Annotated in this window: 24 protein-coding genes and 1 riboswitch; of the genes, 8 read left to right on the top strand and 16 right to left on the bottom strand. The window is 74.4% G+C overall.

Annotated elements, in window-relative coordinates; all coding sequences use genetic code 11:
* Positions 1-15: 15 nt before the first annotated feature.
* On the top strand, positions 16-1,275 hold the full coding sequence (locus Sdia_RS14160) for a glycoside hydrolase family 18 protein (RefSeq protein WP_100455834.1): 1,260 nt from the start codon (positions 16-18) through the stop codon (positions 1,273-1,275).
* A 70-nt stretch (positions 1,276-1,345) separates the two neighbouring features.
* On the opposite strand, the gene Sdia_RS14155 is transcribed toward Sdia_RS14160, so the two are convergent.
* Positions 1,346-2,707: a C39 family peptidase gene (locus Sdia_RS14155; protein ID WP_100455835.1), complete on the bottom strand. Its 1,362-nt coding sequence runs from the start codon at positions 2,705-2,707 to the stop codon at positions 1,346-1,348.
* A gap of 260 nt (positions 2,708-2,967) precedes the next feature.
* On the opposite strand from Sdia_RS14155, the gene Sdia_RS14150 reads away from it, so the two are divergent.
* Both Sdia_RS14150 and Sdia_RS14145 read left to right on the top strand, forming a co-directional pair.
* On the top strand, positions 2,968-3,609 hold the full coding sequence (locus tag Sdia_RS14150; RefSeq protein ID WP_189500376.1) for a uridine kinase family protein: 642 nt from the start codon (positions 2,968-2,970) through the stop codon (positions 3,607-3,609).
* Positions 3,610-4,045: 436 nt separating this feature from the next.
* Positions 4,046-5,914, top strand: a complete 1,869-nt coding sequence (locus tag Sdia_RS14145) for an AAA family ATPase (protein ID WP_124288502.1) — start codon at positions 4,046-4,048, stop codon at positions 5,912-5,914.
* Between the two features lie 33 nt (positions 5,915-5,947).
* Here the strand turns inward: Sdia_RS14145 and Sdia_RS14140 are convergent, their stop codons facing one another.
* The 8 genes from Sdia_RS14140 to ribD form a co-directional block, all read right to left on the bottom strand.
* Positions 5,948-6,415: a PH domain-containing protein gene (locus Sdia_RS14140; RefSeq protein WP_100455838.1), complete on the bottom strand. Its 468-nt coding sequence runs from the start codon at positions 6,413-6,415 to the stop codon at positions 5,948-5,950.
* A 34-nt stretch (positions 6,416-6,449) separates the two neighbouring features.
* Positions 6,450-7,307, bottom strand: coding sequence for an ATP phosphoribosyltransferase (hisG, locus tag Sdia_RS14135; protein ID WP_100455839.1), 858 nt, complete (start codon positions 7,305-7,307; stop codon positions 6,450-6,452).
* A gap of 67 nt (positions 7,308-7,374) precedes the next feature.
* The gene (locus tag Sdia_RS14130; protein WP_100456107.1) at positions 7,375-7,647 is read right to left on the bottom strand and encodes a phosphoribosyl-ATP diphosphatase; all 273 of its coding nucleotides are present in this window, start codon (positions 7,645-7,647) and stop codon (positions 7,375-7,377) included.
* Positions 7,648-7,681: 34 nt separating this feature from the next.
* The gene (ribH, locus tag Sdia_RS14125) at positions 7,682-8,167 is read right to left on the bottom strand and encodes a 6,7-dimethyl-8-ribityllumazine synthase (RefSeq protein ID WP_100455840.1); all 486 of its coding nucleotides are present in this window, start codon (positions 8,165-8,167) and stop codon (positions 7,682-7,684) included.
* An 89-nt stretch (positions 8,168-8,256) separates the two neighbouring features.
* Entirely contained in the window at positions 8,257-9,561 is a 1,305-nt protein-coding gene (locus Sdia_RS14120) for a bifunctional 3,4-dihydroxy-2-butanone-4-phosphate synthase/GTP cyclohydrolase II (protein WP_100455841.1), read from the bottom strand.
* Positions 9,558-10,208, bottom strand: coding sequence for a nicotinamide mononucleotide transporter family protein (locus Sdia_RS14115; protein WP_100455842.1), 651 nt, complete (start codon positions 10,206-10,208; stop codon positions 9,558-9,560). The genes Sdia_RS14120 and Sdia_RS14115 overlap by 4 nt, the downstream gene beginning before the upstream one ends.
* Positions 10,205-10,837, bottom strand: a complete 633-nt coding sequence (locus Sdia_RS14110) for a riboflavin synthase (RefSeq protein ID WP_100455843.1) — start codon at positions 10,835-10,837, stop codon at positions 10,205-10,207. The genes Sdia_RS14115 and Sdia_RS14110 overlap by 4 nt, the downstream gene beginning before the upstream one ends.
* A complete protein-coding gene (ribD, locus tag Sdia_RS14105) occupies positions 10,838-11,974 on the bottom strand; it encodes a bifunctional diaminohydroxyphosphoribosylaminopyrimidine deaminase/5-amino-6-(5-phosphoribosylamino)uracil reductase RibD (RefSeq protein WP_100455844.1) in 1,137 nt (378 codons plus the stop codon).
* A 146-nt stretch (positions 11,975-12,120) separates the two neighbouring features.
* Positions 12,121-12,251: riboswitch (FMN riboswitch) on the bottom strand.
* Between the two features lie 117 nt (positions 12,252-12,368).
* Between ribD and Sdia_RS14100 the strand changes: the two genes are divergently transcribed.
* A complete protein-coding gene (locus tag Sdia_RS14100) occupies positions 12,369-13,106 on the top strand; it encodes an SDR family oxidoreductase (protein ID WP_100455845.1) in 738 nt (245 codons plus the stop codon).
* A gap of 410 nt (positions 13,107-13,516) precedes the next feature.
* On the opposite strand, the gene Sdia_RS14095 is transcribed toward Sdia_RS14100, so the two are convergent.
* Positions 13,517-14,716, bottom strand: a complete 1,200-nt coding sequence (locus tag Sdia_RS14095) for an ROK family transcriptional regulator (RefSeq protein WP_164378311.1) — start codon at positions 14,714-14,716, stop codon at positions 13,517-13,519.
* Positions 14,717-14,836: 120 nt separating this feature from the next.
* On the opposite strand from Sdia_RS14095, the gene Sdia_RS14090 reads away from it, so the two are divergent.
* Positions 14,837-16,060, top strand: a complete 1,224-nt coding sequence (locus Sdia_RS14090) for an MFS transporter (RefSeq protein ID WP_100455847.1) — start codon at positions 14,837-14,839, stop codon at positions 16,058-16,060.
* On the opposite strand, the gene Sdia_RS14085 is transcribed toward Sdia_RS14090, so the two are convergent.
* Entirely contained in the window at positions 16,026-16,487 is a 462-nt protein-coding gene (locus Sdia_RS14085; RefSeq protein ID WP_100455848.1) for an acyl-CoA thioesterase, read from the bottom strand. The two genes, Sdia_RS14090 and Sdia_RS14085, sit on opposite strands and share 35 nt — an antisense overlap.
* A 383-nt stretch (positions 16,488-16,870) precedes the next feature.
* Between Sdia_RS14085 and Sdia_RS14080 the strand changes: the two genes are divergently transcribed.
* Positions 16,871-18,283 carry a uracil-xanthine permease family protein gene (locus Sdia_RS14080; protein ID WP_100455849.1) on the top strand — a complete coding sequence of 471 codons (1,413 nt, stop codon included), beginning with the start codon at positions 16,871-16,873 and terminating at the stop codon, positions 18,281-18,283.
* A gap of 63 nt (positions 18,284-18,346) precedes the next feature.
* On the opposite strand, the gene Sdia_RS14075 is transcribed toward Sdia_RS14080, so the two are convergent.
* Positions 18,347-19,288 carry a DMT family transporter gene (locus Sdia_RS14075; RefSeq protein ID WP_100455850.1) on the bottom strand — a complete coding sequence of 314 codons (942 nt, stop codon included), beginning with the start codon at positions 19,286-19,288 and terminating at the stop codon, positions 18,347-18,349.
* A gap of 146 nt (positions 19,289-19,434) precedes the next feature.
* On the opposite strand from Sdia_RS14075, the gene Sdia_RS14070 reads away from it, so the two are divergent.
* A complete protein-coding gene (locus Sdia_RS14070) occupies positions 19,435-20,367 on the top strand; it encodes a LysR family transcriptional regulator (RefSeq protein WP_229831490.1) in 933 nt (310 codons plus the stop codon).
* A gap of 129 nt (positions 20,368-20,496) precedes the next feature.
* The gene (locus Sdia_RS14065; protein WP_189400649.1) at positions 20,497-21,192 is read left to right on the top strand and encodes a DUF5995 family protein; all 696 of its coding nucleotides are present in this window, start codon (positions 20,497-20,499) and stop codon (positions 21,190-21,192) included.
* 28 nt (positions 21,193-21,220) lie between these two features.
* Here the strand turns inward: Sdia_RS14065 and Sdia_RS14060 are convergent, their stop codons facing one another.
* The 4 genes from Sdia_RS14060 to Sdia_RS14045 all read right to left on the bottom strand — a co-directional run bounded on the left by Sdia_RS14060 (position 21,221) and on the right by Sdia_RS14045 (position 25,963).
* A complete protein-coding gene (locus Sdia_RS14060; RefSeq protein WP_100455853.1) occupies positions 21,221-22,915 on the bottom strand; it encodes a flavin monoamine oxidase family protein in 1,695 nt (564 codons plus the stop codon).
* Between the two features lie 52 nt (positions 22,916-22,967).
* The gene (locus tag Sdia_RS14055; RefSeq protein WP_164378306.1) at positions 22,968-23,750 is read right to left on the bottom strand and encodes a carbon-nitrogen hydrolase family protein; all 783 of its coding nucleotides are present in this window, start codon (positions 23,748-23,750) and stop codon (positions 22,968-22,970) included.
* A gap of 194 nt (positions 23,751-23,944) precedes the next feature.
* Complete coding sequence (locus Sdia_RS14050) at positions 23,945-24,403, bottom strand: Lrp/AsnC family transcriptional regulator (RefSeq protein ID WP_100455855.1); 459 nt, start codon at positions 24,401-24,403, stop codon at positions 23,945-23,947.
* Positions 24,404-24,496: 93 nt separating this feature from the next.
* Positions 24,497-25,963 (bottom strand): GuaB1 family IMP dehydrogenase-related protein, encoded by a 1,467-nt coding sequence (locus Sdia_RS14045; protein WP_115068433.1) that lies wholly within the window; start codon positions 25,961-25,963, stop codon positions 24,497-24,499.
* Positions 25,964-26,003 lie beyond the last annotated feature (40 nt).

Here is a 26,003-nt window from a genome sequence, read left to right as displayed (position 1 = left end):
CCACGAGGAGACACGATGCCCGGAACCCGTCCACGCTCCCGCCTGACGGCCCTGCTGGCCGCCGCCACCTCCGCCGTCCTCGGCGCCGGCCTGCTCGCCGGTGCCGCCACCGCCTCCGCCGAGCCCGCGCCCTCCCCCACCGTCGAGGCATCCGCCGAAGCCGAGGCCCAGGCCGGCTCCAAGGTGATCGGCTACTTCACCGAGTGGGGGGTGTACGACCGGAACTACCACGTCAAGAACATCGAGACGTCGGGCTCCGCCGACAAGCTCACCCACATCAACTACTCCTTCGGCAACGTCCAGGGCGGCAAGTGCGCCCTCGGGGACGGCTTCGCGGCGACCGAGAAGGCGTACACCGCCGAGGAGTCGGTGGACGGCGAGGCTGACGCCTGGGACCAGCCGCTGCGCGGCAACTTCAACCAGTTGCTGAAGCTCAAGGAGCTGCACCCGGACCTCAAGGTCCTCTGGTCGTTCGGCGGCTGGACCTGGTCCGGCGGGTTCACCGAGGCGGCCAAGGACCCGGCCGCCTTCGCCGAGTCCTGCCACGACCTGGTCGAGGACCCGCGTTGGGCCGACGTCTTCGACGGCATCGACGTCGACTGGGAGTATCCGAACGCCTGCGGGCTGACCTGCGACGAGAGCGGCCCCGAGGCGTTCGGCGAGGTGGTCTCCGCGCTGCGCGCCGAGTTCGGTGACGACTACCTGGTCACCGCCGCGATCCCGGCCGACGCCTCCGAGGGCGGCAAACTGGACGCCACCGACTACGCCGGAGCCGCCCAGTACGTCGACTGGTACAACCCGATGACCTACGACTACTACGGCGCGTGGGACGCCCAGGGCCCGACCGCCCCGCACTCGCCCCTGACGGCGTACGAGGCCATCCCGGACGCCTCCTTCACCACGGAGGCGACCATCGCCAAGCTGAAGGAGGCCGGCGTCCCGGCGTCCAAGCTGCTGCTGGGCCTCGGCTTCTACGGCCGGGGGTGGACCGGGGTCAGCGAGGCGGCGCCGGGCGGCAGCGCGAGCGGACCCGCCGCCGGTGTCCACGAGCAGGGCATCGAGGACTACAAGGTGCTCAAGGAGAGGTGCCCGGCGACCGGCGAGGCCGGCGGGACGGCCTACGCGCTCTGCGACGGCGAGTGGTGGAGCTACGACACGCCCGAGACCATCGCCGGCAAGATGGCCTTCAAGGAGCGCGAGGGCCTGGCCGGCACCTTCTTCTGGGAGCTGAGCGGGGACACCGACGACGGTGAGCTGATCCACGCGATCGACTGACCGCCGCCCGGCGAGCACCGAGGGGGCGCGGGCCTGGTCGCCCGCGCCCCCTCCGGCATCCTGTCCGGTGTCAGCGGATACCGACCGAGGCGAGTGCGGCGCGCTGGGCGGCGCTCGCGTCGGCGGGGAAGTAGAGGTAGCAGACGCCGCCGGTCCCCGAGAGGACCCGGCCGTCGGCGCCGTACCGCTTGGTCCTCAGCCAGATGTCCGACCATTGCGACCGGTCGTAGACCCGGCGGACCGCCTCGTTGCTCGGGGAGGCGGGGTCGTTGGCGATGATGTCGCCGTCCTCGGTGAAGCCCACGACCGTCATCAGGTGCCCGGAGGTGCCGTAGCCGGCGCCGGTCAGCTCCTCGGCGAGGAAGGACTGCGAGGTGATGACGGGGATGCCGGCGGTGACCAGCCGGTGCAGGTCGGTGAGGGAGCCGAGGCGGGTGACGACGGCGCGCAGATCGTCGTAGGTGGCCGCGTAGGCGGCGTTGAAGGGCCAGTTGCCGCAACCCTCGTACTGGTGGTCGTACGTGAAGCGGGCAGCGTGGCAGACCTGGGGATCCTCGTAGTCGGGGTTGACCCAGGCCAGGTCCTCGGCGGTGGGGTGACGGCCCCAGTACTCGATGATCATCTGCGAGGAGGTGGGGCTGCACCACGCCTCGCCGCCGTTGTCGTACTCCGGGTACTGACCGACGTGGGTGTTCTGCGAGTAGCGGGGCACCGCCAGTTCCCGGGCGCGGCCGGGGCGGGCCGCCGGGGCGGTGAAGCGGTCGGGGACGTCGGAGGTCATCGCCCCGGCGCGCCAGACGGTGGGCGTGGCGCCGCTGCCCGGGGTGCGGTAGAGCGTCAGGCGCAGGCGGTACGCGACGATCCGGGTACCGGAGGCGGCGTCGTCCACCGAGACGGTGTCGGTCCACACGCTGCTGCGGTCGTCGCCCTGGCCGTCGACGGAGGTCCGCCGGATGTCCTGGTCGCCCGAGGCCCACCGGCCCAGCACGTACCAGGGGGTGCGTCCGCCGTCCGCGTAGACCCCCTCCACCTCGGTCTGGAGCCAGGTCCCGGCCGGCGTACGGGCGTTCCAGGAGGCGATCAGCTCCGTGGCGGGGACCTTGCTGCGGTGCAGCGGGGAGGTCCAGGTGGCGTACTCCCAGGCGGCGGTGGTGCCGGTGTGCGGGTCGGTGTACTCGGTGACCCCGGCGGGCGCGGCGATGCGGACACCGGGGCGGGACCCGGCGACGACGCGGACGCCGGAGGCGCGGCCCTGGAGCCAGTCCGAGGCGGTGCTCCAGAACCGGTTGTCGATGGTGGCGGGCTCCTGCCGCCCGGCGGCCGAGGGGCGCGGCAGCGGGCCGCCCGCGGCGGCGGGACCGGCCGCCGCGGTGGCGGCCACGGCGGCGGCGGCCGTCAGCAGGGCCCTGCGGGGGAGTTCGGATCGGGTCATGGGAGGTTCCCCCAGTCGACGTCGGATCAGCACGAGAGGCACGGCAGGTGCACGACAAGTGCCCACTATGGCCGGTGCCCCAGCCCTTCTGCCAGTGTTCCCGGCTGCCAGGGACGGACCAATATTGGCCTGAACCACTGGCGTCGGCGCCGCGCCGCGCGGACCCGCGCCCGCGCCCCACCCGGGCGGCGGCGCGGGCGCCCGGCCGTACCGCACCACCCGCACCGTCCCGCCGGATCCGGCCCCCGTACGCTGGCGCGGTGCGACAGGACCCCGCCCACCAGTCCGGCCCGGCCGGCCCGCTCCCCCGCCTCGCCGCCGAGCTGCGGGCCGCGCCGCCCTCCCTCGGTCCGGTCCGGCTCGTCGCCGTGGACGGGCACGCCGGGTCCGGGAAGACCACCTTCGCCGGACGGCTGGCCGAGGCGCTCGGTGGGGCGCCCGTGCTCCACCTGGACGACCTCGCCAGCCACGAGGAGCTGTTCGCCTGGACGGCCCGGCTGCGCACGCAGGTCCTCGCGCCGTTCAGCCGGGACGAGGAGGCGCGGTACCGGCCCTACGACTGGCGGCGCCGCGCGTTCGGTCCGGCCAGGCCCCTGCCCGCGGCCCCGGTCGTCCTGATCGAGGGGGTCGGCGCCGGCCGCCGCGCGGTGCGGCCGGTGCTGGCCCGGCTGCTGTGGATGGACGTACCCGCGCTCACCGCCCACCTGCGCGGTGAGCGGCGGGACGGGCCGGAGCAGGCAGCCTTCTGGCGCGGGTGGATGCCGGCCGAGCGGCGGCACTTCGCCTCGGACCCCTCGCGGCCCTTCGCCGACACCCTGGTGCGGCACGGCGCGGCGGAACCGGCACTTCTTTCCGGCCCCGGCCGCGGTCACCTCGACCGCCGTGCCGGTGACCGTGGGTGACGGCGCGTCCGCGCTGCGCCGATCTCGGCTGAGAGGCCGTCAGCAAGAGCGCGCGACCGCTTGACCAGGGCCCCGTGCAGGTCATACGTTCTGTGGGAGCGGTCGCGCGCGACCGCTCCCACCGACACGAAGCCCCCGGTTGTTCCCCCGTGACCGGGGGCTTCGTTCTGCCCGCGCCGCCACTTCGTACCGCTTTGCGCAAGCACCTGATCACCCGGTGTCACCTCGGAGGCCGCCGGGCCCCGCCGCCCCGCGCCCCGGGCCCGGCCGCTTCCCCTTCGGCCACCCCTCTCCCACGGGTACGATGCCCCTCGGTGCGACCTCGGGCGGCTCGCCGCCCGGCGGACAACGACCGTGCGCGGGAAGGTGGTTGGCTGGAGCAGCAGTCGTCCGCCGAGGCCGGCGGGACACCAGGGGGCAGTTTGTGGGGGACGTGATGGACTTCGGCACGCAGGGCTCTCGGGCCCCGGCCGACCTCGCCTGGCTGCGGGGGGTCGACGCCTACACGATGGGCGCGTACCCGCAGGCCGAGGAGGAGTTCCGGGAGGCGGTCCGGCTGGACCCCCGGATGGCGGACGGCTGGCTGGGGCTGCACGCCCTGCGCATCGACACCACCACCGCGCTGCTGCACATGTACGAGCATCGCGACCGCTTCGGCGAGCAGCGCGCCCGCCACCGCCGCACCCTCAACTCCTGGTACTGGCTCGGCTGGTGGGTACAGCCCGTACTGGAGAGCGGCCGGGACCTGCTACTCGCGCACGCCTCGCACTGGCTCGACGGGCGCCACGTGCCCGAGCTGGACCGGGCACTGGCGGGGCTGACGCCGGTCGAGGCCGACCCGCAGGTGCGCTTCCTGCACGCCTGCCGGGCCTACCTGGTCAAGGACTGGGAGCAACTGGTACGGCACACCGACCCGTTGCGCGAGGATCCGCTGCTGGGCATCGAGGCGGGGCTGTTCGGCGGCATGGCGCGGGTCCGGCTGGAGATGTTCGGGCACGCCGAGCCGCTGCTCTCGGCTGCGCTGATGCGCTGCCGCAGCGAGCAGCCGCAGCGCAAGGAGCTGCGGTACTGGCTGGCCCGCGCCCACGAGGGCACCGGGCGGTCGGCGGCCGCCCTGCCGCTGTACCGGGCCGTGCACCGGGTGGACCCCGCCTTCATGGACACCGCCGCCCGGCTGGCGGCCATCACCGAGGGCGACGGGTACGCCGACCTGGCCGACGCGGTGGACCTCTCCACCGTGGCGGTGGCGCAGAACACGGAGGCCCCCGAGCAGGCGGAGCCGGTCCCCGGCACGGAGCCGGGCGGCCGCGAGCTGCGGACGGAGGCCGTCCCGGACCCGGTGTCCCTCCCGGTCCCGCCGGAGACCGCGCGGGAGAAGCCGGCCTCCGCCCGGCCTGCCGGCGGGTGGCTGCCGACCGGCTCGGCCGACCCGGTGGCGCTCGAGCAGGCGCTCGCCGAGCTGGAGCGGATGGTGGGGCTGGAGCCGGTGAAACGTCAGGTCAAAGCCTTGTCGGCACAGCTCAGCATGGCCCGGCTGCGGGCCGGGCAGGGGTTGCCGGTACGGCCCCCGAAGCGCCATTTCGTCTTCTCCGGCCCCTCCGGCACCGGCAAGACCACGGTGGCCCGCATCCTGGGCCGGGTCTTCTACGCGCTGGGGCTGCTCGGCGGGGACCACCTGGTGGAGGCGCAGCGCTCCGACCTGGTCGGCGAGTACCTGGGCCAGACCGCCGTGAAGGCCAACGAGCTGATCGACTCGGCGCTCGGCGGGGTGCTCTTCGTCGACGAGGCGTACAGCCTCTCCAACGGGGCCTACGGGCGCGGCGACGCCTACGGCGACGAGGCGCTCCAGGTGCTGCTGAAGCGGGCCGAGGACAACCGGGACCGCCTGGTGGTGATCCTGGCCGGGTACCCGGAGGGCATGGACCAGTTGCTGACCGCCAACCCGGGACTCGGCTCGCGTTTCACCACCCGCGTCGACTTCCCCTCGTACCGGCCGTCCGAACTGACCGCCATCGGCGGGGTGCTGGCCGCGGAGAACGGCGACGGCTGGGACGAGGAGGCGCTGGAGGAGCTGCGTTCCATCAGCGGGCACGTGGTGGAGCAGGGCTGGATCGACGAGCTGGGCAACGGCCGCTTCCTGCGCACCCTGTACGAGAAGAGCTGCGCCTACCGGGACCTGCGGCTGACCGGCTTCCCGCGGTCCCCCGGCCGGGAGGACCTGTCGACGCTCCGGCTGCCGGACCTGATGCAGGCGTACGGCGAGGTGCTGTCGGGGCGCGGTCCGCGGAACCCGCCGCCGCTCTGAGAGCGGCGGCGGGCGGACGGCGGCGGGAAACTCTCAGCCGCCGGAGGGCAGCTCGGAGGAGTGGCGGTCGACCAGTGCCCGCAGGACGCGGGCGTCGCGGACGGCGGCGGCCCGGCCGTTGCCCGGCTGGATGCCGAGAGCGGGCATGCTGGTGCCGTCGCTCAGGTCGAGGAAGACCCAGGCGTCCCCGGAGCGCAGGTTGACCCGGACGATCTCCGCCCACGCCAGTCGCCGGACCCGGGTGATGTTGACGACGGTCAGCCCGTCCTCGTCGGCCCGCACGCGGGGCCTGGCCAGCAGGACCAGGATGCCCGCGAGCAGGGCGGCGGTGAAGACGAAGCTGGTCTTCTCGGCCGGGCTGAGACTGTCCAGGAGCAGCGCGACGGCGCTGACCACGACGAACAGCGCGACCGCGGCGACGATCAGCACCGCCCTGGTCTTCGCGGGCCGGAAGACGACCGGCAGCGCGGGGAGTTCGGGGGTGCCGTGCTCGGTGCTCATGGCTGGCTCCGGGGGTCCGTCGTGCCGGGGCTGCTCAGAGCCGGCAGGCGTGGATGGCGGTGGTGAGGATGGCGCGGGCGCCCAGGGCGTAGAGGTCGTCCATGATCCGCTGGGCGTCCTTGGCGGGGACCATCGCGCGGACCGCGACCCAGCCCTCGTTGTGCAGCGGGGAGACGGTGGGCGACTCCAGACCGGGGGTGAGGGCGACGGCCCGCTCCAGGTGCTCGGCGCGGCAGTCGTAGTCCATCATCACGTAGGCCCGGGCGACCAGGACACCCTGGAGGCGGCGGAGGAACTGCTGCACCTTCGGCTCGGCGGCGTCCTCGGCGCCGGCGCCGGTGCGTCGGATGACGACCGCCTCGGAGTGCATGATCGGCTCGCCGAAGACCTCCAGGCCCGCGTTGCGCAGCGAGGTGCCGGTCTCCACCACGTCGGCGATGACCTGCGCGACGCCCAGTTCGATGGCGGTCTCCACGGCTCCGTCCAGGTGGACGACGGAGGCGTCGACGCCGCGCTCGGCCAGGTGCCGGGCGACGATGCCCTCGTAGGAGGTGGCGACGACGCTGCCCTTGAGGTCCTCGGCGCTCTCGGCGGTCCCGGGACGGGCGGCGAAGCGGAAGGTGGACCGGGCGAAGCCGAGCGGAAGGATTTCCTCCGCGTCGGCGCCGGAGTCCACCAGCAGGTCGCGGCCGGTGATGCCGATGTCGAGGCGGCCGGTGGAGACGTAGATGGCGATGTCGCGCGGGCGCAGGTAGAAGAACTCGACCTCGTTGACCGGGTCGACCAGGACGAGTTCCTTGGACTCCTTGCGCTGCTGGTAGCCGGCCTCATGGAGGATCGCCGACGCAGGTCCGGAGAGGGAACCCTTGTTGGGGACGGCGATGCGCAGCATGAGGTCGGGCCCTTCGTGCGGGAGAGTGCGGTACGGGGAGGTGGTGCGGGAGCGCGGGGTGGGGCGCTCAGAGATGGGCGTACACGTCGTCGAGGGAGATGCCGCGGGCGACCATCATCACCTGTACGTGGTACAGGAGCTGGGAGATCTCCTCGGCGGCGGCTTCCTTGCCCTCGTACTCGGCGGCCATCCACACCTCGGCGGCCTCTTCGACGACCTTCTTGCCGATGGCATGGACTCCCTTGTCCACCAGTTCGGCGGTGCGGGAGGTGCCGGGGTCGCCGTGCGCGGCCTTCTGCTGGAGCTCGGTGAAGAGCTCCTCGAACGTCTTCTTGGACATGGTGTCCCCCACCCTACGCGCTTCCTGGGACCGGTCAGCGCCAGGGTTCGGCGACGGTCCGCAGCGCGGCCGCGGTGGCCACGGCGGCGGTGACCGCCTCGTGGCCCTTGTCCTCGCGGGAGCCCTCGATGCCGGCCCGGTCGAGCGCCTGCTCCTCGGTGTCGCAGGTGAGCACGCCGAAGCCGACGGGGACGCCGGTGTCCACCGAGACCTGGGTGAGGCCCTGGGTGACGCCCTGGCACACGTACTCGAAGTGGGGGGTGCCGCCGCGGACGACGACGCCGAGGGCGACGATCGCGTCGTACCCCCGGGAGGCCAACACCTTGGCGACGACGGGGAGTTCGAAGCTGCCGGGGACGCGCAGCAGGGTGGGCTCGCTGATACCCAGTTCGCCCAGGGCGCGCAGGGCGCCGTCGACCAGCCCGTCCATGACCTGCTCGTGCCACTGCGCGGCGATCACCGCGACCCGCAGGTCCTGGCAGTTCTTCACACTCAGTTCGGGGGCGCCCTTGCCGCTCACTCGCTTCTCCTCGCGGTCGCAGTGGATGGATCGTGGTGGGTGTCTTGGGTGACGTGCGCCGGGTGCACGTGTTCGGGAGGCGCGTGCGTCTACTGGCTGCCGCAGGAGCCGGTGGGGGCCGGCGGACGGCCCTCCAGCCAGGGCAGGTCGTGGCCCATGCGGTCGCGCTTGGTACGCAGGTAGCGCAGGTTGTGCTCGCCCGCCTGGACCGGCAGCGGTTCGCGGCCGGTGATCCGCAGGCCGTGCCGGGCCAGCGCGTCGGACTTGTCCGGGTTGTTGGTGAGCAGGCGCAGGCTCCGGACGCCGAGGTCGGTGAGGATCTGCGCGCCGGCCGCGTAGTCGCGGGCGTCGGCGGGCAGGCCCAGCTCGGTGTTGGCGTCCAGGGTGTCGCGGCCCAGCTCCTGGAGTTCGTAGGCGCGGAGCTTGGAGAGCAGGCCGATGCCGCGTCCCTCGTGGCCGCGGAGGTAGACGACGACGCCCCGGCCGTCCTCGACGACACGGTCCATGGACTGCTGGAGCTGGGGGCCGCAGTCGCAGCGCTGGGAGTGGAAGATGTCCCCGGTCAGGCACTCGGAGTGGAGCCGCACCAGGATGTCCTCGCCGTCGCCGAGGTCGCCGTGGACGAGCGCGACGTGCTCGACGCCGTCCACGGTGGAGCGGTATCCGTGGGCGGTGAAGTCGCCGGAGGCGGTCGGCAGGTGGACGGTGGCCTCGCGGCGGACGGTCGGCTCGCTGCTGCGCCGGTAGGCGATCAGGTCCTCGATGGAGATGATCGACAGTCCGTGCTTACGGGCGAAGGGCACCAGCTCGGGCAGGCGCAGCATGGTGCCGTCCTCGCCCGCGATCTCCACGATGGCGCCGGCGGGTCGCAGTCCGGCGAGCCGGGCGAGGTCGACGGCGGCCTCGGTGTGGCCGGGCCGGACCAGGACACCGCCGGGCTTGGCGCGCAGCGGGAAGACGTGGCCCGGGCGGACCAGATCGCCGGGGGTGGTCGCGGTGTGGGCGAGCAGCCGCAGGGTGGTGGCGCGGTCGGCCGCGGAGATACCGGTGGTGACGCCGTGGGCGCCACAGCCGTCGACCGAGACGGTGAAGGCCGTCTGCATGGACTCGGTGTTGGTGGCGACCATCTGGGGCAGGTCGAGGCGGTCCAGGTCGGGGCCCTCCAGGGGGGCGCAGATCAGCCCGCGGCACTCGCTCATCATGAAGGCGACGACCTCGGGGGTGGCCTTCTCGGCGGCGAGGACGAGGTCGCCCTCGTTCTCCCGGTCCTCGTCGTCCACCACGACGACGGGCCGTCCGGCGGCGATGTCGGCGACGGCCTGCTCCACCGGGTCGAGCAGGAGCCGTCCCTCACCGGGCGCGGCGGGGTCGTAGCTGTCGTGGCCAGCACTCATGCCGGTGCTCCTTCCAGCGCGGCGGTGGCGGCGCGGGAGCGCTGCCACCAGTCGCGCATGCCCCACAGGACGAGGGCGAGGTAGATCACGTAGACCAGGCCGGAGAAGGCCAGGCCGCTGCTGAAGGCGAGGGGGACGCCGACGATGTCGACGAGGAGCCAGGCGAACCAGAACTCCACCAGCCCGCGGGCCTGCGCGACCATCGCGGCGAGGGTGCCGACGAAGATGTACGCGTCCGGCCAGGGGTTCCAGGAGAGGGCCGGCACGGCGCTGAAGAGGAGGCCGACGGCGAGGGTGCCGGCGGCCGTCCCGGCGAGCAGCAGGCCGCGCTCGCGCCAGGTGGCGAAGCGGACCGCGATGGAGCCGTCCTGGGCCTGCTGCCTGCCCCGGGTCCACTGCCGCCAGCCCCACAGGGCGACGCCGATGACCAGGAGCTGCTTGCCGACGCCGCCGCTGAGCTGGGCCGAGGCGTAGGCGCCGACCAGGATCAGGCCGGAGAGGAACTGGGCCGGCCAGGTCCATATGGAGCGGCGCCAGCCGAGCGCGAGGGCGGCCAGACCGATCGTGTTGCCGGCCATGTCGGACCAGATGACGTGCTGGCCGAAGGCGGTGAACGCCTCGGAGTTGAGCCAGTCGAAGGCGCTCACCGGGCCTCCTCGGCGCTCGCGGGGGGCGCGGCGGGCGCGGCGCGGTCGCCGAGCAACCGCTCGACGTACTTGGCGATCACGTCGACCTCCAGGTTGACCGGGTCGCCGGGCTGCTTGAGCCCGAGGGTGGTCAGGGCGAGGGTGGTCGGGATGAGGCTGATGGTGAAGTGCTCCTCGCCCGCCTCGACCACGGTCAGGCTCACGCCGTCCACGGTGATGGAGCCCTTCTCCACGACGTACCGCGCGAGGGGGGCGGGGAGGGAGACGGTGACCAGTTCCCAGTGCTCGGAGGGCTCGCGGGCGGTGAGGGTGCCGACGCCGTCGACGTGGCCCTGGACGAGGTGACCGCCGAGGCGGCCGCCGACGGCCGTGGGGCGTTCGAGGTTGACGCGGGAGCCCGGGGCGAGCGCGCCGAGGCTGGAACGGGCGAGTGTCTCGGCCATGACGTCGGCGGTGAAGGAGTCACCGTCGTGGTCGACCACGGTCAGGCAGACGCCGTTGACGGCGATGGAGTCACCGTGCCGCGCCCCTTCGGTGACGACCGGGCCGCGCAGCCGGAAACGGGCGGCGTCACCGAGATCCCGCACGGCGGTGACTTCCCCGAGCTCTTCGACGATTCCGGTGAACACTCAGTGCTCCTTCGTGAGGGGGGTGGCGGGGACGGCGGTGATCCGCAGGTCGGGTCCGATGCGGCGGGCGTCGGTGATGTCGAGTCGCAACGCGTCGGCGATGGTGGAGATTCCGCCGTCCGTCAGTGCCTGCGGCCCGGCGCCCAGCAGCGCGGGCGCCAGGTAGCCGACGACCCGGTCGACGGCCCGCGCGGCGACGAAGGCGCCGGCGAGCCGGGCGCCGCCCTCCAGCAGCACGGAACGGACCTCGCGGGCGTGCAGGGCGTCGAGCAGCGCGGTGAGGTCGAGCCCGCCGCCGGCGCGGGGCAGGCGCAGCACCTTGGCGTGCGGGTGGTCCTCGAGGTGTCCGGCGTCGGCGTCCCCGGCCACCGCGACCAGGGTGGGGGCGGCGCCGTCGAGGACGCGGGCGCCGGGGCGTACGGCGGTGGCGGTGGTGTCGAGGACGACGCGCAGCGGTTGTACGGGCGCGGGGGCGTCCGGCGCGGGGGCCGGGAGCCGGGCGGCGAGGTGCGGGTCGTCGGCCCGGGCGGTGCCGGAGCCGACCAGGACCGCGTCGGCCTCGGCGCGCAGCCGGTGGACGTCGGCACGGGCCTCGGCGGAGGTGATCCAGCGGCTGGTGCCGTCGGCGGCGGCGGTGCGGCCGTCGAGGGTGGCCGCGTACTTCCAGGTGATGTGCGGGCGGCCGCGCCGCACCGAGGTGAGCCAGGCGGCGTTGACCCGCTCGGCCTCCTCGCCGAGGAGGCCCGCGGCGGTCTCGACGCCCGCGGCTCGCAGCGTGGCGGCGCCTCCCTCGGCCCGCGGGTCGGGGTCGGCGACCGCGTACACGACACGGCGCACCCCGGCCTCGACGAGGGCCCGGGCGCACGGGGCGGTGCGGCCGGTGTGGTTGCAGGGCTCCAGGGTGACGAGGGCGGTGCCGCCCCGCGCCCGGCCCCCCGCCTCCCGCAGGGCGTGCACCTCGGCGTGCGGGCCACCCGCCTGGCGGTGCCAGCCTTCGCCCGCCCGCTCGCCACGGGCGTCGAGGACGACGCAGCCGACGACGGGGTTGGGGCTGGTGGTGCCGAGGCCGCGCGCGGCCAGTCGGAGGGCGCGGCTCATCGCGGCGCGCTCCCGCTCGTTCACCTGGGGGCCGGCCACCCGGGTCCTCCTGCCTCTTTCGGGCACGGACTCCGGGGCCTGTCACGAGGACAGCGAGACGGACGACGGCACGCACGACACCGGAAGGAACCGTCCCGTGGGATCTCTCCCGCGGAAACGGCACCACGGCGGCACGTCCTCGCCCGCCGCGCACTGCCTCCCATCCGGACTTTCACCGTCGGTCCAGGAATTCCACCTGGTCAACCGCCCACTGGATGCGGACGGGTCGCGGACTGTTACCGCCGGTTCGGAATTACACCGACCCCGGAGTGCGCTGCTTGACTACTCCCGCCAGTGTGCCACGCCGGTCAAGGGCCGTCGTCCGCCTGTGGTCCGACTCACAGGAGCCCCGGCCGGCGCGCGGCCCCGCCCCGCTGCTGCCAGGCTGGCAGCCATGACGACGATGATGGTCACGGGCGGGACGGGGACCCTGGGGCGGCCGCTGGTGGCGCGGCTGCGCGAGGAGGGGCAGGACGTACGGGTGCTGAGCCGGCGCGATCCGCACCATCCGGTCGACCTGCGCAAGGGGCAGGGCCTGGACGCGGCCCTGGCCGGGGTCGGGACGGTCGTGCACGTCGCCTCCTCCCCCATGGGCGGCGACGACGAGGCGGCGGGGAACCTGCTGTCCGCCGCGCGCCGGGCCGGTGTGGAGCACCTGGTGTACATCTCGATCGTGGGGGTGGACCAGGTGCCGTACCCGTACTACCGGGTCAAGCACAAGGTCGAGCGGATGGTCGAGGAGTCCGGCATCGGGTGGACCGTGCTGCGGGCCACCCAGTTCCACGACCTGGTGCGCTCCGTGCTGCGGGCACTGGGGCGGCCGCCGGTGATGCTGCTGCCCAAGGGGCTCCAGGACCAGCCCGTGGCCGTCGAGGAGGTGGCGGGACGCCTCGCCGGACTGGCGCTCGGGTCACCCGCGGGGCGGGTGCCCGACATGGGCGGCCCGGAGGTGCGCGACCTGCGGTCACTGGCCGAGGCATGGGTGGCCGCCTCCGGCAAGGAGCGGCGGATGGTGGAGGTGCCGTTGGCCGGGCGCACGTACGGGGCGTTCCGGTCGGGGAAGCACCTGGCCCCCGGCGGGGTGCGGGGCTCGGTCACCTTCGAGGAGTTCCTGTCGGAGCGGGGGGCCTGAGGGCTGGGGCTCTCCGGCGTGGCCGGGGCGGTCGGCGCCGGGCCGCCGGCCGGGGCGGGGCCGCACGCCAGGGCGGGGCCGCACGCCAGGGCGGGGCCGCCGGCCGAGGGGGGCGGGGCCGCCGGCCGAGGGGGGCGGGGCCGCCGGCCGACGCCTCGGTGCCGGTGGCCGTCACGGCCGGCCGCGAACGCCGGTGCCGGGCCGGGGTGGTCCGCGGCGCTCGGCGGCCCTGGCCGCCCGGGCGCCGCTTCCCGGCGTTCAGCCCGGCCGGGCTGAACGCCGGCCGGGGCGGGAGAGGCTGAGCCGGAGGGGTCCGGGGGGCTCGCGGAGTCCGGCGTGGTCAGCCACCTGACCGGCTGTCCGGCGGATCGGCGTGCGGGACGGTCCGGTCGGGGACCGGACGCGGCCGCCTACGTCGCCTCCGGCGAGAAGACGGCCTCCCGCGCCTCCTCCTGGGCCGCCAGGAGGGCGCCGGCCAGGACGGCCCTGCCGCCGAGACGGGTCGCCCGGACGTCGGTGCGCAGCGGGGAGAGGGTGGCGAGGCGTTTGCCGACACGGGCGGCCAGGGCCTCCCCGCCGGCCTCGCCGGTCTCCCCGGCGAGGACGACGCAGCCGGGGTCCAGTACGGCGGCGACGGCGGCGACGCCGAGGGCGACCCGGTCGGCCAGGGCGTCGAGGAAGAGCTCTCCGGCGGCGCCCGCCTCCAGTGCGGCGCGGACGGCTGTCGCGGAGACGGGCTCGTCGCGGCCGTCGGCGTCCTCGCGCGCCCCGGCGACGGGCAGACCGTGGTGGCGGGCCAGGTCGTGCACGGCCGAGGCTCCGGCCAGGGAGTGGAAGCCACCGCCGCAGTCGGTGGCGCTGGGCAGCGAGGAGGTCAGCGGGACGGGCAGGAAGCCGATCTCGCCCGCGCCTCCCCCGGCCCCGCGACGCAGCACCCCGTCGAGGACCACGGCGGCGCCCACGCCGTGGCCGAGCCAGAGCAGCACGAAGGTGTCGTGGTCCTGGGCCGCGCCGTGGCGGCGTTCGGCGACGGCGGCGAGGTTGGTCTCGTTCTCGACCAGGACGCGGGCGGAGCGGTGGCCCTGGAGGGCGCGGACCAGGCGCCGGTGCCAGCCCGGCAGCCCGGTGGAGTCGCGCAGTTCGCCGGTGGCCGGGTCGACCAGGCCGGGCGCGCCGACGCAGACGCTGTGCAGCGCCTCGACGCGGGCCTCGGCGAGCGCTGTGTCGAGGAGGCCGACCGCGCGTTCCACGGCGGGCACCGTCCCGAGGCCGCCGTCGATGGGCAGCCGGGCTTCGGCGAGCGGGGTGCCGAGGAGGTCGGTGACGACGAGGGCGAGGCCGCTGGTCCGTACGTCGAGGGCGGCGAGGTGGGCGCGCTCGGCGACCAGCCCGTAGAGGCGGGCGTTGGGCCCGCGCCGGTCGGCGCCGCTCTCCCCCACGACCCGGATCAGCCCGGCCTCGGTGAGGCGCTCGACCAGATCCGCGACGGTCGGCCGGGAGAGGCCGGTCAGTTCCTTGAGGCGGGCCGCGGTCAGCGGGCCCTCGCGCAGCAGATGGTCCAGGGCGAGCCGGTCGTTGATGACCCGGGCGGTGCGCGGTGAGGCGGGCATGCCGCGATCCTTCCAGAAACAACTTATCTATCAGGCAGGGTTCCTGATAGTTTACCGCCCGGCAGGGCGACCGGTCCGTCCGGGGCGGGTCCGTGCCGTTCCATCCAGGAGGGGAACCCGATGACAGCGGACGCGGACACACCGGTGAAGGACGGCGGTGTGCGGCGGGCCCGGTACGCCGTCGCCGCCGTCTTCTGCGCGCACGGCGCGGTGACGGGGAGCTTCGCGACCCGGGTGCCGTGGATCCAGGAACACGCCCAGCTCAGCGCGGGACAGCTGGGCCTGGCGCTCGCCTTCCCCGCCGTCGGCGCCGCGCTGGCGATGCCGCTGGCCGGGTCGGTGAGCCACCGGTTCGGCTCCCGGGCGGCGCTGCGCGCCCTGGTCGCCATGTGGACCCTCTCCCTGGCTCTGCCCTCACTCGCCCCGAGCCTTCTCACGCTCTGCCTGGCCCTCTTCGTCTACGGGGCCAGCGCCGGGATGTCGGACGTGACGATGAACGCGCTGGGCGTGGAGGTCGAGAACCGGATCGGCCGGTCGGTGATGTCGGGGCTGCACGGTATGTGGAGCGTGGGCGCGCTGCTCGGCTCGGCGGCCGGGACGCTCGCCGCCCACCTGCACGTGGACGCCCGGCTGCACCACGCCGGCGCCGCCCTGGTGCTGACGGCGCTCGCGGTCGCGGTGTGCCAGGGGGTGCCGGACGTCCGCAGCGAGCCCGACGAGACGCCGCCGCCGCGGTTCGCGCTGCCGCCGAGGTCCGCGCTGCTGATCGGCGCCGTCGGCTTCTGCGCGGTCTTCGCGGAGGGCGCGGCGATGGACTGGTCCGGCGTCTACCTGCGGGACGTGCTCGGCGGCTCGCACGGTGTCGCGGCCGCCTCCACCACGGCGTTCGCACTGACCATGGCGGTGGCGCGGCTCAGCGGCGACCGCGTCGTGGACCGGTTCGGACCGGTGGGGACGGTCCGTGTGGGCGGCGTGCTGGCCACCGCGGGCGGGGTCCTCGTGGTGGCCTCGACCGGCACGGTGGCGGCGCTGGCCGGGTTCGGGCTGATCGGCCTCGGCGTGGCCGTGGTGGTGCCGCTGGCCTTCGCGGCGGCGGCCCGCAGCGGCCCGCGCCCGGCGCAGGCCATCGCGGGCGTCGCCACCATCACGTACACCTCCGGGCTGATCGCGCCCTCGGCGATCGGCGGGGTGGCCGACCTCTCCTCGCTGGTGGTGTCGTTCGGGCTGGTGACGGTGCTCGCCTTCGGCCTGGTGGTGGGCGCGGGGGTGCTCCGGACCGGCCGTGGGGCTCCGGTGGCCGAGGGCGCGGTCAGCCCCGCAGCAGCGGACGCGCCGCGTTCCTGAACTCCTCGGTCCACGGCGCGGGACGCATCGTGTCGGGGTCCAGCCGGACCAGGACCCGGTGGCCGCGCGCGTGCGTGGTGAGGCCGTCGGCGGAGCAGAGCCGGAAGCCGTAGGTCAGCCCGGTCCGGCCTAGGCGCTCCAGCCAGAGGTGCACGGCGTGGCCGCCGGAACGGGTGACCGGGAGTTCGTAGGAGATGCGGAACTCCTTGACCGCGTTGCAGGCGTCGCCCGCGGCGTGCCAGTCCCCGGCGTAGGCGTGACCGCGCTCGGCCCAGTGCGCGCCCCAGGCCCGCTCGACGAGGAGCGGGTAGCGGGCGTTGTGGAGGAGGCCGAGGGCGTCCAGGTCGTCGAAGTGGACCTCGACGGGGACGAGGACGCCGGAAGCCTCGGCGGCGGTCGGCGCGTCGGCGAGCGGGGCGGCGGTCACGGGCGGTCTCCTGAGGTGGGCGCGGAAGGTGAGGGAGCGTCCCGGTGCGGGCGGTCCTGTCCGGTGGGCGGGGACCGGGCCGCCGACGGATGTCCGAAAAGTGACTCACCCGCGAGGGTGGGCCGGGCTCCGGACGGCCGCCGGCCGGGGTCTGCACCCACCACTCTAAGCAACCGCTCAGCGCGCATGAGCGGCCACCCCGGCCGCGTGACACGGCGGTCCGGCCCGTCCTGGCGCGGAGAGAGGTCCGGGCGGCATTACCATGTGGCTGATATTTTCTCCGGCACCCACGCCGGTGGGCCGGAACGGTGCGACGCCCCCGCTGCGTTTCCCTCGGGTTTCGGCCATCTCAGCGGACTTCTCGCGATCAACAAGGAGCGACCATGGGCCTCGGCGTGCGCTGGACCTTGCACGGCGACGGACGGACACCCGCCCCGGGGGCCGTGGTACGCCCCGACGAGCGGCTGAGCTGGCCCCGGACGGCGGGGCTCGGCGCCCAGCACGTCGTGGCCATGTTCGGCGCCTCGTTCGTGGCACCCGTCCTGATGGGGCTCGACCCCAACCTCGCGATCATGATGTCGGGTGTCGCCACCATGATCTTCCTGCTGTCCACGCGCGGGAGGGTGCCCAGCTATCTGGGCTGCTCCCTGTCGTTCGTCGGGGTGGCGGCGGCGATCCGGGCGAGCGGCGGCGACAGCGCCACCGTCACCGGTGCCGTGCTGGTCGTGGCGGTGGTCCTCTTCCTCGCCGGCCTGGTCGTCCGCAGATTCGGCGCCCGCGTCATCCACGCGGCGATGCCGCCGGTGGTGACCGGCGCCGTCGTCATGCTGATCGGTTTCAACCTCGCCCCGGTGACCGCGACCACCTACTGGCCGCAGGACCAGTGGACGGCGCTGCTGGTGATGCTCTTCACCGGCCTGGCCGTGGTCTGCCTGCGCGGCTTCCTCTCGCGTATCGCCATCTTCCTCGGTCTGGTCTTCGGCTACCTGCTCTCCTGGGTGCTCGACCTCGTCCTCGGCAGGATCCACAGCCCGGCCGGCGGAGCCGAGGCGGTCGACCACTGGCGACTGGACCTGTCGGGCGTCGCGAAGGCGGACTGGATCGGCCTGCCCTCCTTCCACGCGCCGAGCTTCGAATGGTCGGCGATCCTGGTGGCGCTCCCCGTGGTCATCGCGCTCATCGCGGAGAACGCCGGGCACGTCAAGGCGGTCGGCGAGATGACCGGCGACGACCTCGACGACAAGCTGGGCACCGCCATCGCGGCCGACGGCGCCGCCTCGGTGCTCTCCACCGCCGTCGGCGGCCCGCCCAACACCACGTACTCCGAGAACATCGGCGTCATGGCGGCCACCCGCGTCTACTCCACCGCCGCCTACTGGGCCGCCGCCTGCTTCGCCCTGCTGTTCGGCCTCTGCCCCAAGTTCGGCGCCGTCGTCGCCGCCATCCCCGGCGGCGTCCTCGGCGGCATCACCGTCATCCTGTACGGCATGATCGGCCTGCTCGGCGCGCAGATCTGGACCAACGCCAAGGTCGACCTGCGCAACCCGCTCAACCTGGTCCCGGCCGCCGCGGGCATCATCATCGGCGTCGGCGGAGTCAGCCTGAAGATCACCGACAACTTCGAACTGGGCGGCATCGCGCTCGGCACCCTGGTGGTCATCACCGGCTACCACGTCCTGCGGGCCTTCGCCCCCGCCCACCTGAAGGGGGAGGCCCCGCTCCTCGACGCCGGCACCTCGGCGTACGACGAGAAGGACCCGCTCTCCGGCGAGGACAAAAAGACGGACGGCGGGTGACCTCGGCCGCCCGCACGCGCCGGAGCCCGGCCCCTCCCCCACGGGTGCCGGGCTCCGGCGCGTTCAGCGGGCGGGCAGCGGCTCGGGGCACTCCCCCGCCTTCCCGGCCGGGACCCGCGAACGGGCCCCCCACCGGGTGAGGACCACCCCGCCCAGCACGACGGCCGTCCCGGCGACCACCCGCCAGCCGACCCGCTCACCGAGGACCACGGCGCCGAGCAGCACCGAGACCACCGGGAGCAGGTAGCCGACAGCCGCCGCCTGGGTCGGCCCCTCGGCGACGATGGTCCGGAAGGTGAGGTGGAAGGTGACCCCGGTGGCGAAGAGCCCGAGCACCACCAGTGCCAGGACGGGCACCGGGCCGGGCGCCGTCGGCGGGGGCCCGCCCCACGGCAGCAGCAGTGCGGCGAGGAGCGTGGCCACCGAGAGCTGCGCCGCCGACAGGCCGATGGCCGGCACCCCCTGCCCGGCGAGCACCCGCCCCATCCAGGCGAAGGCCAGGGCGTAACTCGCACCCGCCCCGAGCAGGGCGAGGGCACCCCATCCCGCGAGGGCGCCCGACTGCCACGGGGCGAAGATCACCACCGTCCCGGCGAACCCGGCGGCCAGTCCGGCCAGAGGGCGGGCGCCGAGGGCGCGCCGGTCCCCCGCCGCCAGGCCGACCAGCAGGGACCAGAGCGGGGTGGTGGCGTTGAGGACGCCCGCGACACCGGAGTCCACGGACTGCTGACCGAGGCTGAACAGGGCGAACGGCAGGGTGTTGCAGAGCAGGGCGGCGACGAGCAGCCGCCCGGCCATCCTCCGTCCGCGCGGCAGGCGCACCCCGGCCCGCCGGGCCAGCACGAGCAGCAGGGCGGCGCCGAGGGCGCAGCGGACGAAGGTGATCTGGACGGGGCTGAACCCGTCCAGGGCGAGGTCGATCCAGAGGAAGGTCGACCCCCAGAGCAGCGCGAGCACCACCACCCGGCCCGTCGCCCGCACCCCGCCGCCGCTCGTGTCCCGCATCACGCCACCCTTCTCCGCCGGGTGGGCCGTGCCGCACCCGGTCCGTCCTGTCCGGTCGTCCTCACGGTTCCGCAGTCGACCCGACAGGACAAGCGAAAGGTTTTGCACACACCGTTAAGCTGCCCTACATGCTGGATGTGCGGAGAATGCAGGTGCTGCGGGCCGTGGTGACCAGCGGCTCGGTGACGGCGGCGGCCGAGCGGCTCGGCTACACCCCGTCGGCGGTGAGCCAGCAGGTGGCGGCCCTGGAGGCACAGGCGGGCACGCCCCTGCTGGAACGGGCCGGCCGGGGCGTGCGGCCGACCGAGGCCGGGACCCTGCTGGCCGAGCACGCCGCGCTGATCGGCGGTCAGGTCGCCGTCGCCGAGGCGGCCCTGGCCGATCTGCGGGCGGGCCGGACCGGACGGCTGGCGGTGCGGTACTTCGCGACCGCCGGACCAGGACTACTGGCGCCCGCGCTGGCCCGTTTCCGGCGAGATCACCCGGGGATCGGCGTGGAGTTGCGGCTCAGCGAGCCCGACGACCCGCTGGCGGAGGTGGCGGAGGGGCGGGCCGGCCTCGGACTCGTCGTCCGGCCGGACGCCCCCGCGCCGCCGGGCGTGGATCTGGTCCACCTGCTCGACGACCCCTACCGCGTGGCTCTCGCCCCCGGCCACCCGCTGGCCGGCCGGCAGGTTGTGGAACTGGCCGACCTCGCGAAGGAGCCCTGGGTCGGCAGCGAGCCGCCCGGCCCCTGCCTGCACGCGGTCCTGCACGGCTGTGCGGCGGCCGGGTTCACCCCCGAGGTGGCGGTCGAGTGCCAGGACTACACGACGGCCCAGGGCTTCGTGGCGGCCGGCCTCGGCGTCGCCCTCATCCCCCGGCTCGGCCTCGCCGTCCCCCACCCAGGAGTGACGATCCGCCCGGTGCGGGGGCCGGAACCGACCCGCACCATCCAGGCGGCCGTCCGCTCGGGTGCTCCCCGGACGCCGGCCCTGACGGGGCTGCTCACCGCGCTGCGCGACGCCGCCTCGCCCCAGGGTGCCGCCGGGGACGGTCTTCCGGGACGCCCCCGGGGCTCCGCACGCGCGTGCCGGTGAGGGCGGCGGGGGCCGAGGTGGAACAGGCCGGTGCAGCCTGGGCCCCCGCCGGCCCGTGCGGTCCCTCGTTCCGGGGACGTTGCCGGGCGCGCCGCCCGTGACGCGGGCGGGGGCTGGCACCCTGCCGTCATGAGACGGACGGGTGGGACGGCGGCCGGCGTGAGCACCGTGGACGCGGCGGTGGCGCGGATGCGCGGGGTCGGTGCCGGCTGTCCGCCGCGGGACGGTGTCGGGGTGTTCAACTCGGTCTACCTGACGGTCACCGAGGAGCTGGCCCGGCGGATCGGCGCCGGCCGGTTCCCCGACGTACGCGCCGCCTCGACGCTCGTCACGCTCTTCGCCGGACGCTATCTGGACGCGGTGGCGGCGGACGCGGCCGGCGAGCGGGTACCGGCGTGCTGGCGGCCGCTGCTCACCCAGCGGCGGCATCCCGGCGTACGCCCGATGCAGTTCGCGCTGGCCGGTGTCCACGCGCACGTCGGGCACGACCTGCCGCTGGCGGTGGTGGACGCCTGCCGGGTGCTCGGCTGTCGTCCGGCGGCCCTGGAGGACGAGTTCGACGCGGTCGGCGAGGTGCTGCGGTCGCTGGAGGAGCAGGTCAGGGAGGAGCTGATGCCCGGGCCCGACCTGCTGGAACTGGCCGACCCGCTGACCCACCTGGCCGGGGCCTGGAGCCTGGACCGGGCCAGGGACGCCGCCTGGGCCACGGCCCGGACCCTGTGGGTGGTGCGCGGGGTGGAGGAACTGGGCGAGGAGTTCGTCCGCCGCCTGGACACCTCGGTGGGACTGGTGGCGCGCATGATGCTGACGCCGCTGCGGTTCTGAGACGCCGCCGGGGCGCCCCGGCGGCTTCTCAGTCCTCGGGGAGTTCCACCGGCGCGAGCTCGTCGAAGCGGTCGCCCGGACCGGGGTTGGACGGGTCGGTGGCGCCACCGAAGTGCCGCATGACGCCCCAGACGGCGTTCAGCGCGGTCTGGACGGCGCCCTCGGCCCAGCCCGCCGTCCAGGAGATGTCGTCACCGGCGAGGAAGATGCCGCGCCGGTCGGCGGGCAGCCGGTCCTGCATGAAGTGGGTGAACAGCCGCCGCTGGTAGCGGTAGTGGCCCGGCAGGTTGGCCTTGAAGGCGCCCATGAACCAGGGCTCGTTCTCCCAGGAGACGGTGACGGGACTGCCGATGATGTGGCGGCGGATGTCGACGTCCGGGTAGATCTCGCCGAGGGAGGCGAGCATGACCTCCATGCGCTCCGTCGGGGAGAGCGGCAGCCACTTCAGGCTGTCGTCGCACCAGGTGTAGGAGAGGCAGATGACGGCGGGCCTGTCCGGTCCGTCGTCCAGCAGGTAGGTGCCGCGGGTCATGCGGTCGGTCAGCGTCATCGACATCCTGTCGCGGCCGGTGGCCGGGTCCTGGTCGAGCCAGAAGGGCCGGTCGACGGGGACGAAGAGCTTGCTCGACTCCATGTAGTGGGTGCGCTCCATGGCTGTCCAGTGGTCCATGGGGAAGAGCGACTCGTCGCAGGCGATCTTGGACAGCAGCAGCCAGGACTGGCCGGTGAAGACCACCGCCGGGTAGGTGCGGATCGCGCCGGACGCCTCCGTGACGGTGACGCCGCCGCCCGCCGTCCGGTGCAGCCGGGTGACCGCGCCGCGCGGGGCGCCACCCTCGTGCAGCGAGGCCAGCGAGGTGCCCTGCGCCCAGTGGACGAGCTTGCCCGGGGCGCGCTCCCAGAGCCGCAGCGGCAACTGCTGGCTGCCGCCGACGATGCCGCGGTGGTGGTCGTCGGCCTCGGTGTAGACGACCCGCAGGATCTCCAGGATGGAGTTGGGGAAGTCGGTGTCCCAGCCTCCGGTGCCGAAACCGACCTGGCCGAAGATCTCCCGGTGCTTGAAGGAGCGGAACGCCTCGGAGCCGCAGAGGAAGCCGTAGAAGGTCTGGTCGTCGAGCCGTTCGACCAGCCGGGCCCAGATCTCCCGGACGCGCGGGATGTCGCGGGTGCGCAGCGCCTCGTTCATGCCGGCGAACTCGGCGTTCTCGTCCAGGCACCGCTGCCAGGCGTCGGCCACGTCGCGGTAGACCTGCGGCAGGTCGTCCAGGGTGCGGGCGTAGTGGCTCTCGCCCTTGAGGTCGACCACGGTGGACGGCGTCGCCGGGGAGAGCGGGTTGGGGAACGGCCGCGTCTCCAGACCGACCAGGTCGATGTAGTGCTGGAGCGAGGTCGAGGAGGGCGGGAAGCGCATCGCGCCCATCTCGGCGCGCAGCCCCGGGTCGCAGCCGTCGAACCCGACGGTCCGCAGCCGCCCGCCGATCTGGTCGGCCTCGTGGACGACGGGCTTGAGCCCCATCTTCATCAGTTCGTACGCGGTGACGATGCCGGAGAGGCCGCCGCCGATCACCGCGACCTCGGTGCCGTGGGCGGTGGCCGGGACCTGCCCGAGCCCGGCGGCGTGGCCGAGGTAGTCGTCGTACGGGAAGGGGAAGTCGGGGCCGACCATGGTGATCGGCGGCAGTCCGGCGGCCGGGCGGCCTGCGGGGGGCACCGTGGACGTCATGGGTCGGGCTCCTTGCGGGGACGGGCGTCAGGGGTGGCGGACGGGCGCGGGCTCAGCCGTAGAGTTCGGGCCGGCGGTCGCGCAGGTACGGGCTGTCGGCGCGGGAGGCGCCCAGCAGCGCGGGGTCGGCGTCGGCGAGCAGCAGCGCCTCGTCCCGCCCGCCGCGTACCGGCACGGTGCCGTCGGGGGCGGCGAGGCAGCTTCGCCCGGCGAAGGTGTACGGGCCCTCGGTACCGGTGCGGTTGGCGTACGCGACGTAGAGCTGGCTCTCCACCGCGCGGGCGGGCACGAGGGTGTCGGGGACGACGGTGAAGGGCTCGGCGAGGGCGGTGGGGACGCAGAGCAGGTCGGTGCCGGCCAGCGCGTGGGCGCGGACGGCCTCCGGGAACTCGACGTCGTAGCAGACCAGCAGGCCGATGGTGAGGCCGTCGAGGCGGGCCTGGACGACGGGCTCGTCGCCCGGGGTGAACCAGCGGTGTTCGTGGTCGCCGTACAGGTGGGTCTTGCGGTAGTGGGCGAGCGGGCGGCCGTCGGGACCGGTGAGGGCGGCGGCGTTGTAGAGGCGGCCGTCGGCGCCGCGTTCGGCGTAGCTGTGGACGACGGCGAGGTGGTGGCGGGCGGCGAGGGCGGCGACGGCGCGGGCCGAGGGGCCGCCGGCGGGCTCCGCGAGGGCGTCGAAACCGGCCTCGGGCACGTAGCCGGTGAGGTACAGCTCGGAGGTGACCAGCAGCCGGGCCCCGTCGGCGGCGGCCGCGCGGGCCGCTTCGTCGAGGCGGTCCAGGGCGTCGGCGGGAGCCGGGGCACTCTGGAGCAGGGCGGTGCGCAACGACGGCATGGCTGACCTCGGGCGGTGGTGCGGCGGGGAACGGAAACGACCGTACGTGGGCGCGCACAGCGGTCACAAGACGCGTTCCTTGCGCATCCGGCGGCGATTCGTTGCGTCGGCTCAGGCGTCTGTGGCGATCTGTTGCGTGCGGCTTCCCGGTCCCGTCCGAGGGCGCGTTCGCACTGGTCAGGGGGTGAGCGCGGTCACCCGGTGGTGCTGGTGACGTGGGTGCGGCGCAGCAGCGGGGAGAGGACCAGGACGGACTTGGTGCGCTCCACGTAGGGCTCGCCCGCGATGCGTTCGAGGACGTCCTCGAAGTGGCGCATGTCGGCGGCGAAGATCTGCGCGAGGGCGTCGGCCTCGCCGGTGACGGTGGAGGCCGCGGCCACCTCCGGATAGCGTTCCAGGCCGCGCCGGATGTCCTGGGGCGAGGTGTGCGGACGGCAGTAGATCTCGATGTACCCCTCGGTGCGCCAGCCGAGCGCGGCGGGGTCGACCCGCACGGTGAACCCGGTGATGGCGCCCTCGGCGCGGAGCCGGTCGACGCGGCGTTTGACGGCGGGGGCGGAGAGGCCGACGAGGGTACCGATGTCGGCATAGGAACGGCGGGCGTCGTCGGCGAGGGCGTGGACGATGCGTTCGTCGAGGTCGTTCAGTCGCACATCGTGCAGTAGAACACGGCCGCTCCTCGGCGGTGTACGCCCGCGGGCCGGGCCCCGGTGGGGGCCCGGCCCGCGGGCGGGGGTACGGCCGGGTCAGTTCCAGCTGGCGTGCAGCGGCTTGCCCTCGGCGTAGCCGGCGGCGCTCTGGACGCCGACGACGGCCCGCTCGGCGAACTCGGCGAGGCTGGCGGCCCCGGCGTAGGTGCAGGAGGAGCGGACGCCCGCGATGATCGAGTCGATCAGGTCCTCGACGCCCGGCCGGTGCGGGTCGAGGAACATCCGCGAGGTGGAGATGCCCTCCTCGAAGAGCGCCTTGCGGGCGCGGTCGTACGCCGATTCCTCGCTGGTGCGGTTGCGCACGGCGCGGGCCGAGGCCATGCCGTACGACTCCTTGTAGAGGCGGCCGTCGGCGGACTGCTGGAGGTCGCCGGGCGACTCGTAGGTGCCGGCGAACCAGGAGCCGATCATGACGTTGGAGGCGCCGGCGGCCACCGCCATCGCCACGTCACGCGGGTGCCGGACGCCGCCGTCGGCCCACACGTGCTTGCCGAGGGCGCGGGCCTCGGCGGCGCACTCCAGGACGGCGGAGAACTGGGGGCGGCCGACGCCGGTCATCATGCGCGTGGTGCACATGGCGCCCGGTCCGACACCGACCTTGATGATGTCGGCGCCGGCCTCGACGAGGTCGCGGACGCCCTCGGCGGCGACGATGTTGCCCGCCACGATCGGCACCTGCGGGTCGAGGGCTCGGACCGCGCGGACCGCCTTGATCATCGACTCCTGGTGGCCATGGGCGGTGTCCACGACGAGCGTGTCGACCCCGGCGTCCAGCAGTTGGCGGGCCTTGCCGGCCACGTCGCCGTTGATCCCGACGGCGGCGGCGATCCGCAGCCGGCCCTGGGCGTCGACGTTGGGCTGGTAGAGCGTGGCCCTCAGGGCGCCGGTGCGGGTGAGGATGCCGGCCAGGCGGCCGTCGGCGCCGACGGCGGGGGCGTAGCGGCGGTTGGCGCCGTCGAGGGTGTCGAAGGCGTCGCCGGGGGCGATGTCGGCGTCGAGCAGGAGCAGGTCGCGGGACATCACGTCGGCGAGCTGCGTGAAGCGGTCGACGTCGGTCAGGTCCTGGTCGGTGACGACGCCCACCGGCCGGTGGTCCTCGTCGACGACGACACCGGCGTTGTGCGCGCGCTTGGGCAGCAGCGACAGGGCGTCCCCGACGGTCTGGGTGGGGGCGAGCACGATCGGCGTGTCCAGCACCAGGTGGCGCTGCTTCACCCACCGGGTGACCTCGGTGACGACCTCGATCGGGATGTCCTGCGGGATGACGGTGAGGCCGCCGCGCCGGGCGGTGGTCTCGGCCATGCGGCGTCCGGCGATGGCGGTCATGTTGGCCACCACGAGCGGGATGGTGGTCCCCGACCCGTCGGGCGAGGAGAGGTCGACGGCCTGGCGGGAGCCGACTGCGGAGCGACGCGGCACCATGAAGACGTCGTCATAGGTCAGGTCGTACGCGACCGGGGGTATCGAGGTGTGGCGACCGGTACCGGGCTCAAGAAAACGCATGAGTCTCACATTCCCACGCAAACCGGAGCAGGTCACTCCC

The sequence above is a fragment of the Streptomyces diastaticus subsp. diastaticus genome (assembly GCF_011170125.1).
GTDB lineage: Bacteria > Actinomycetota > Actinomycetes > Streptomycetales > Streptomycetaceae > Streptomyces > Streptomyces diastaticus.
Note: the sequence above shows the minus strand (reverse complement) of the source record. Positions and strands in the feature narration are given on the sequence as shown.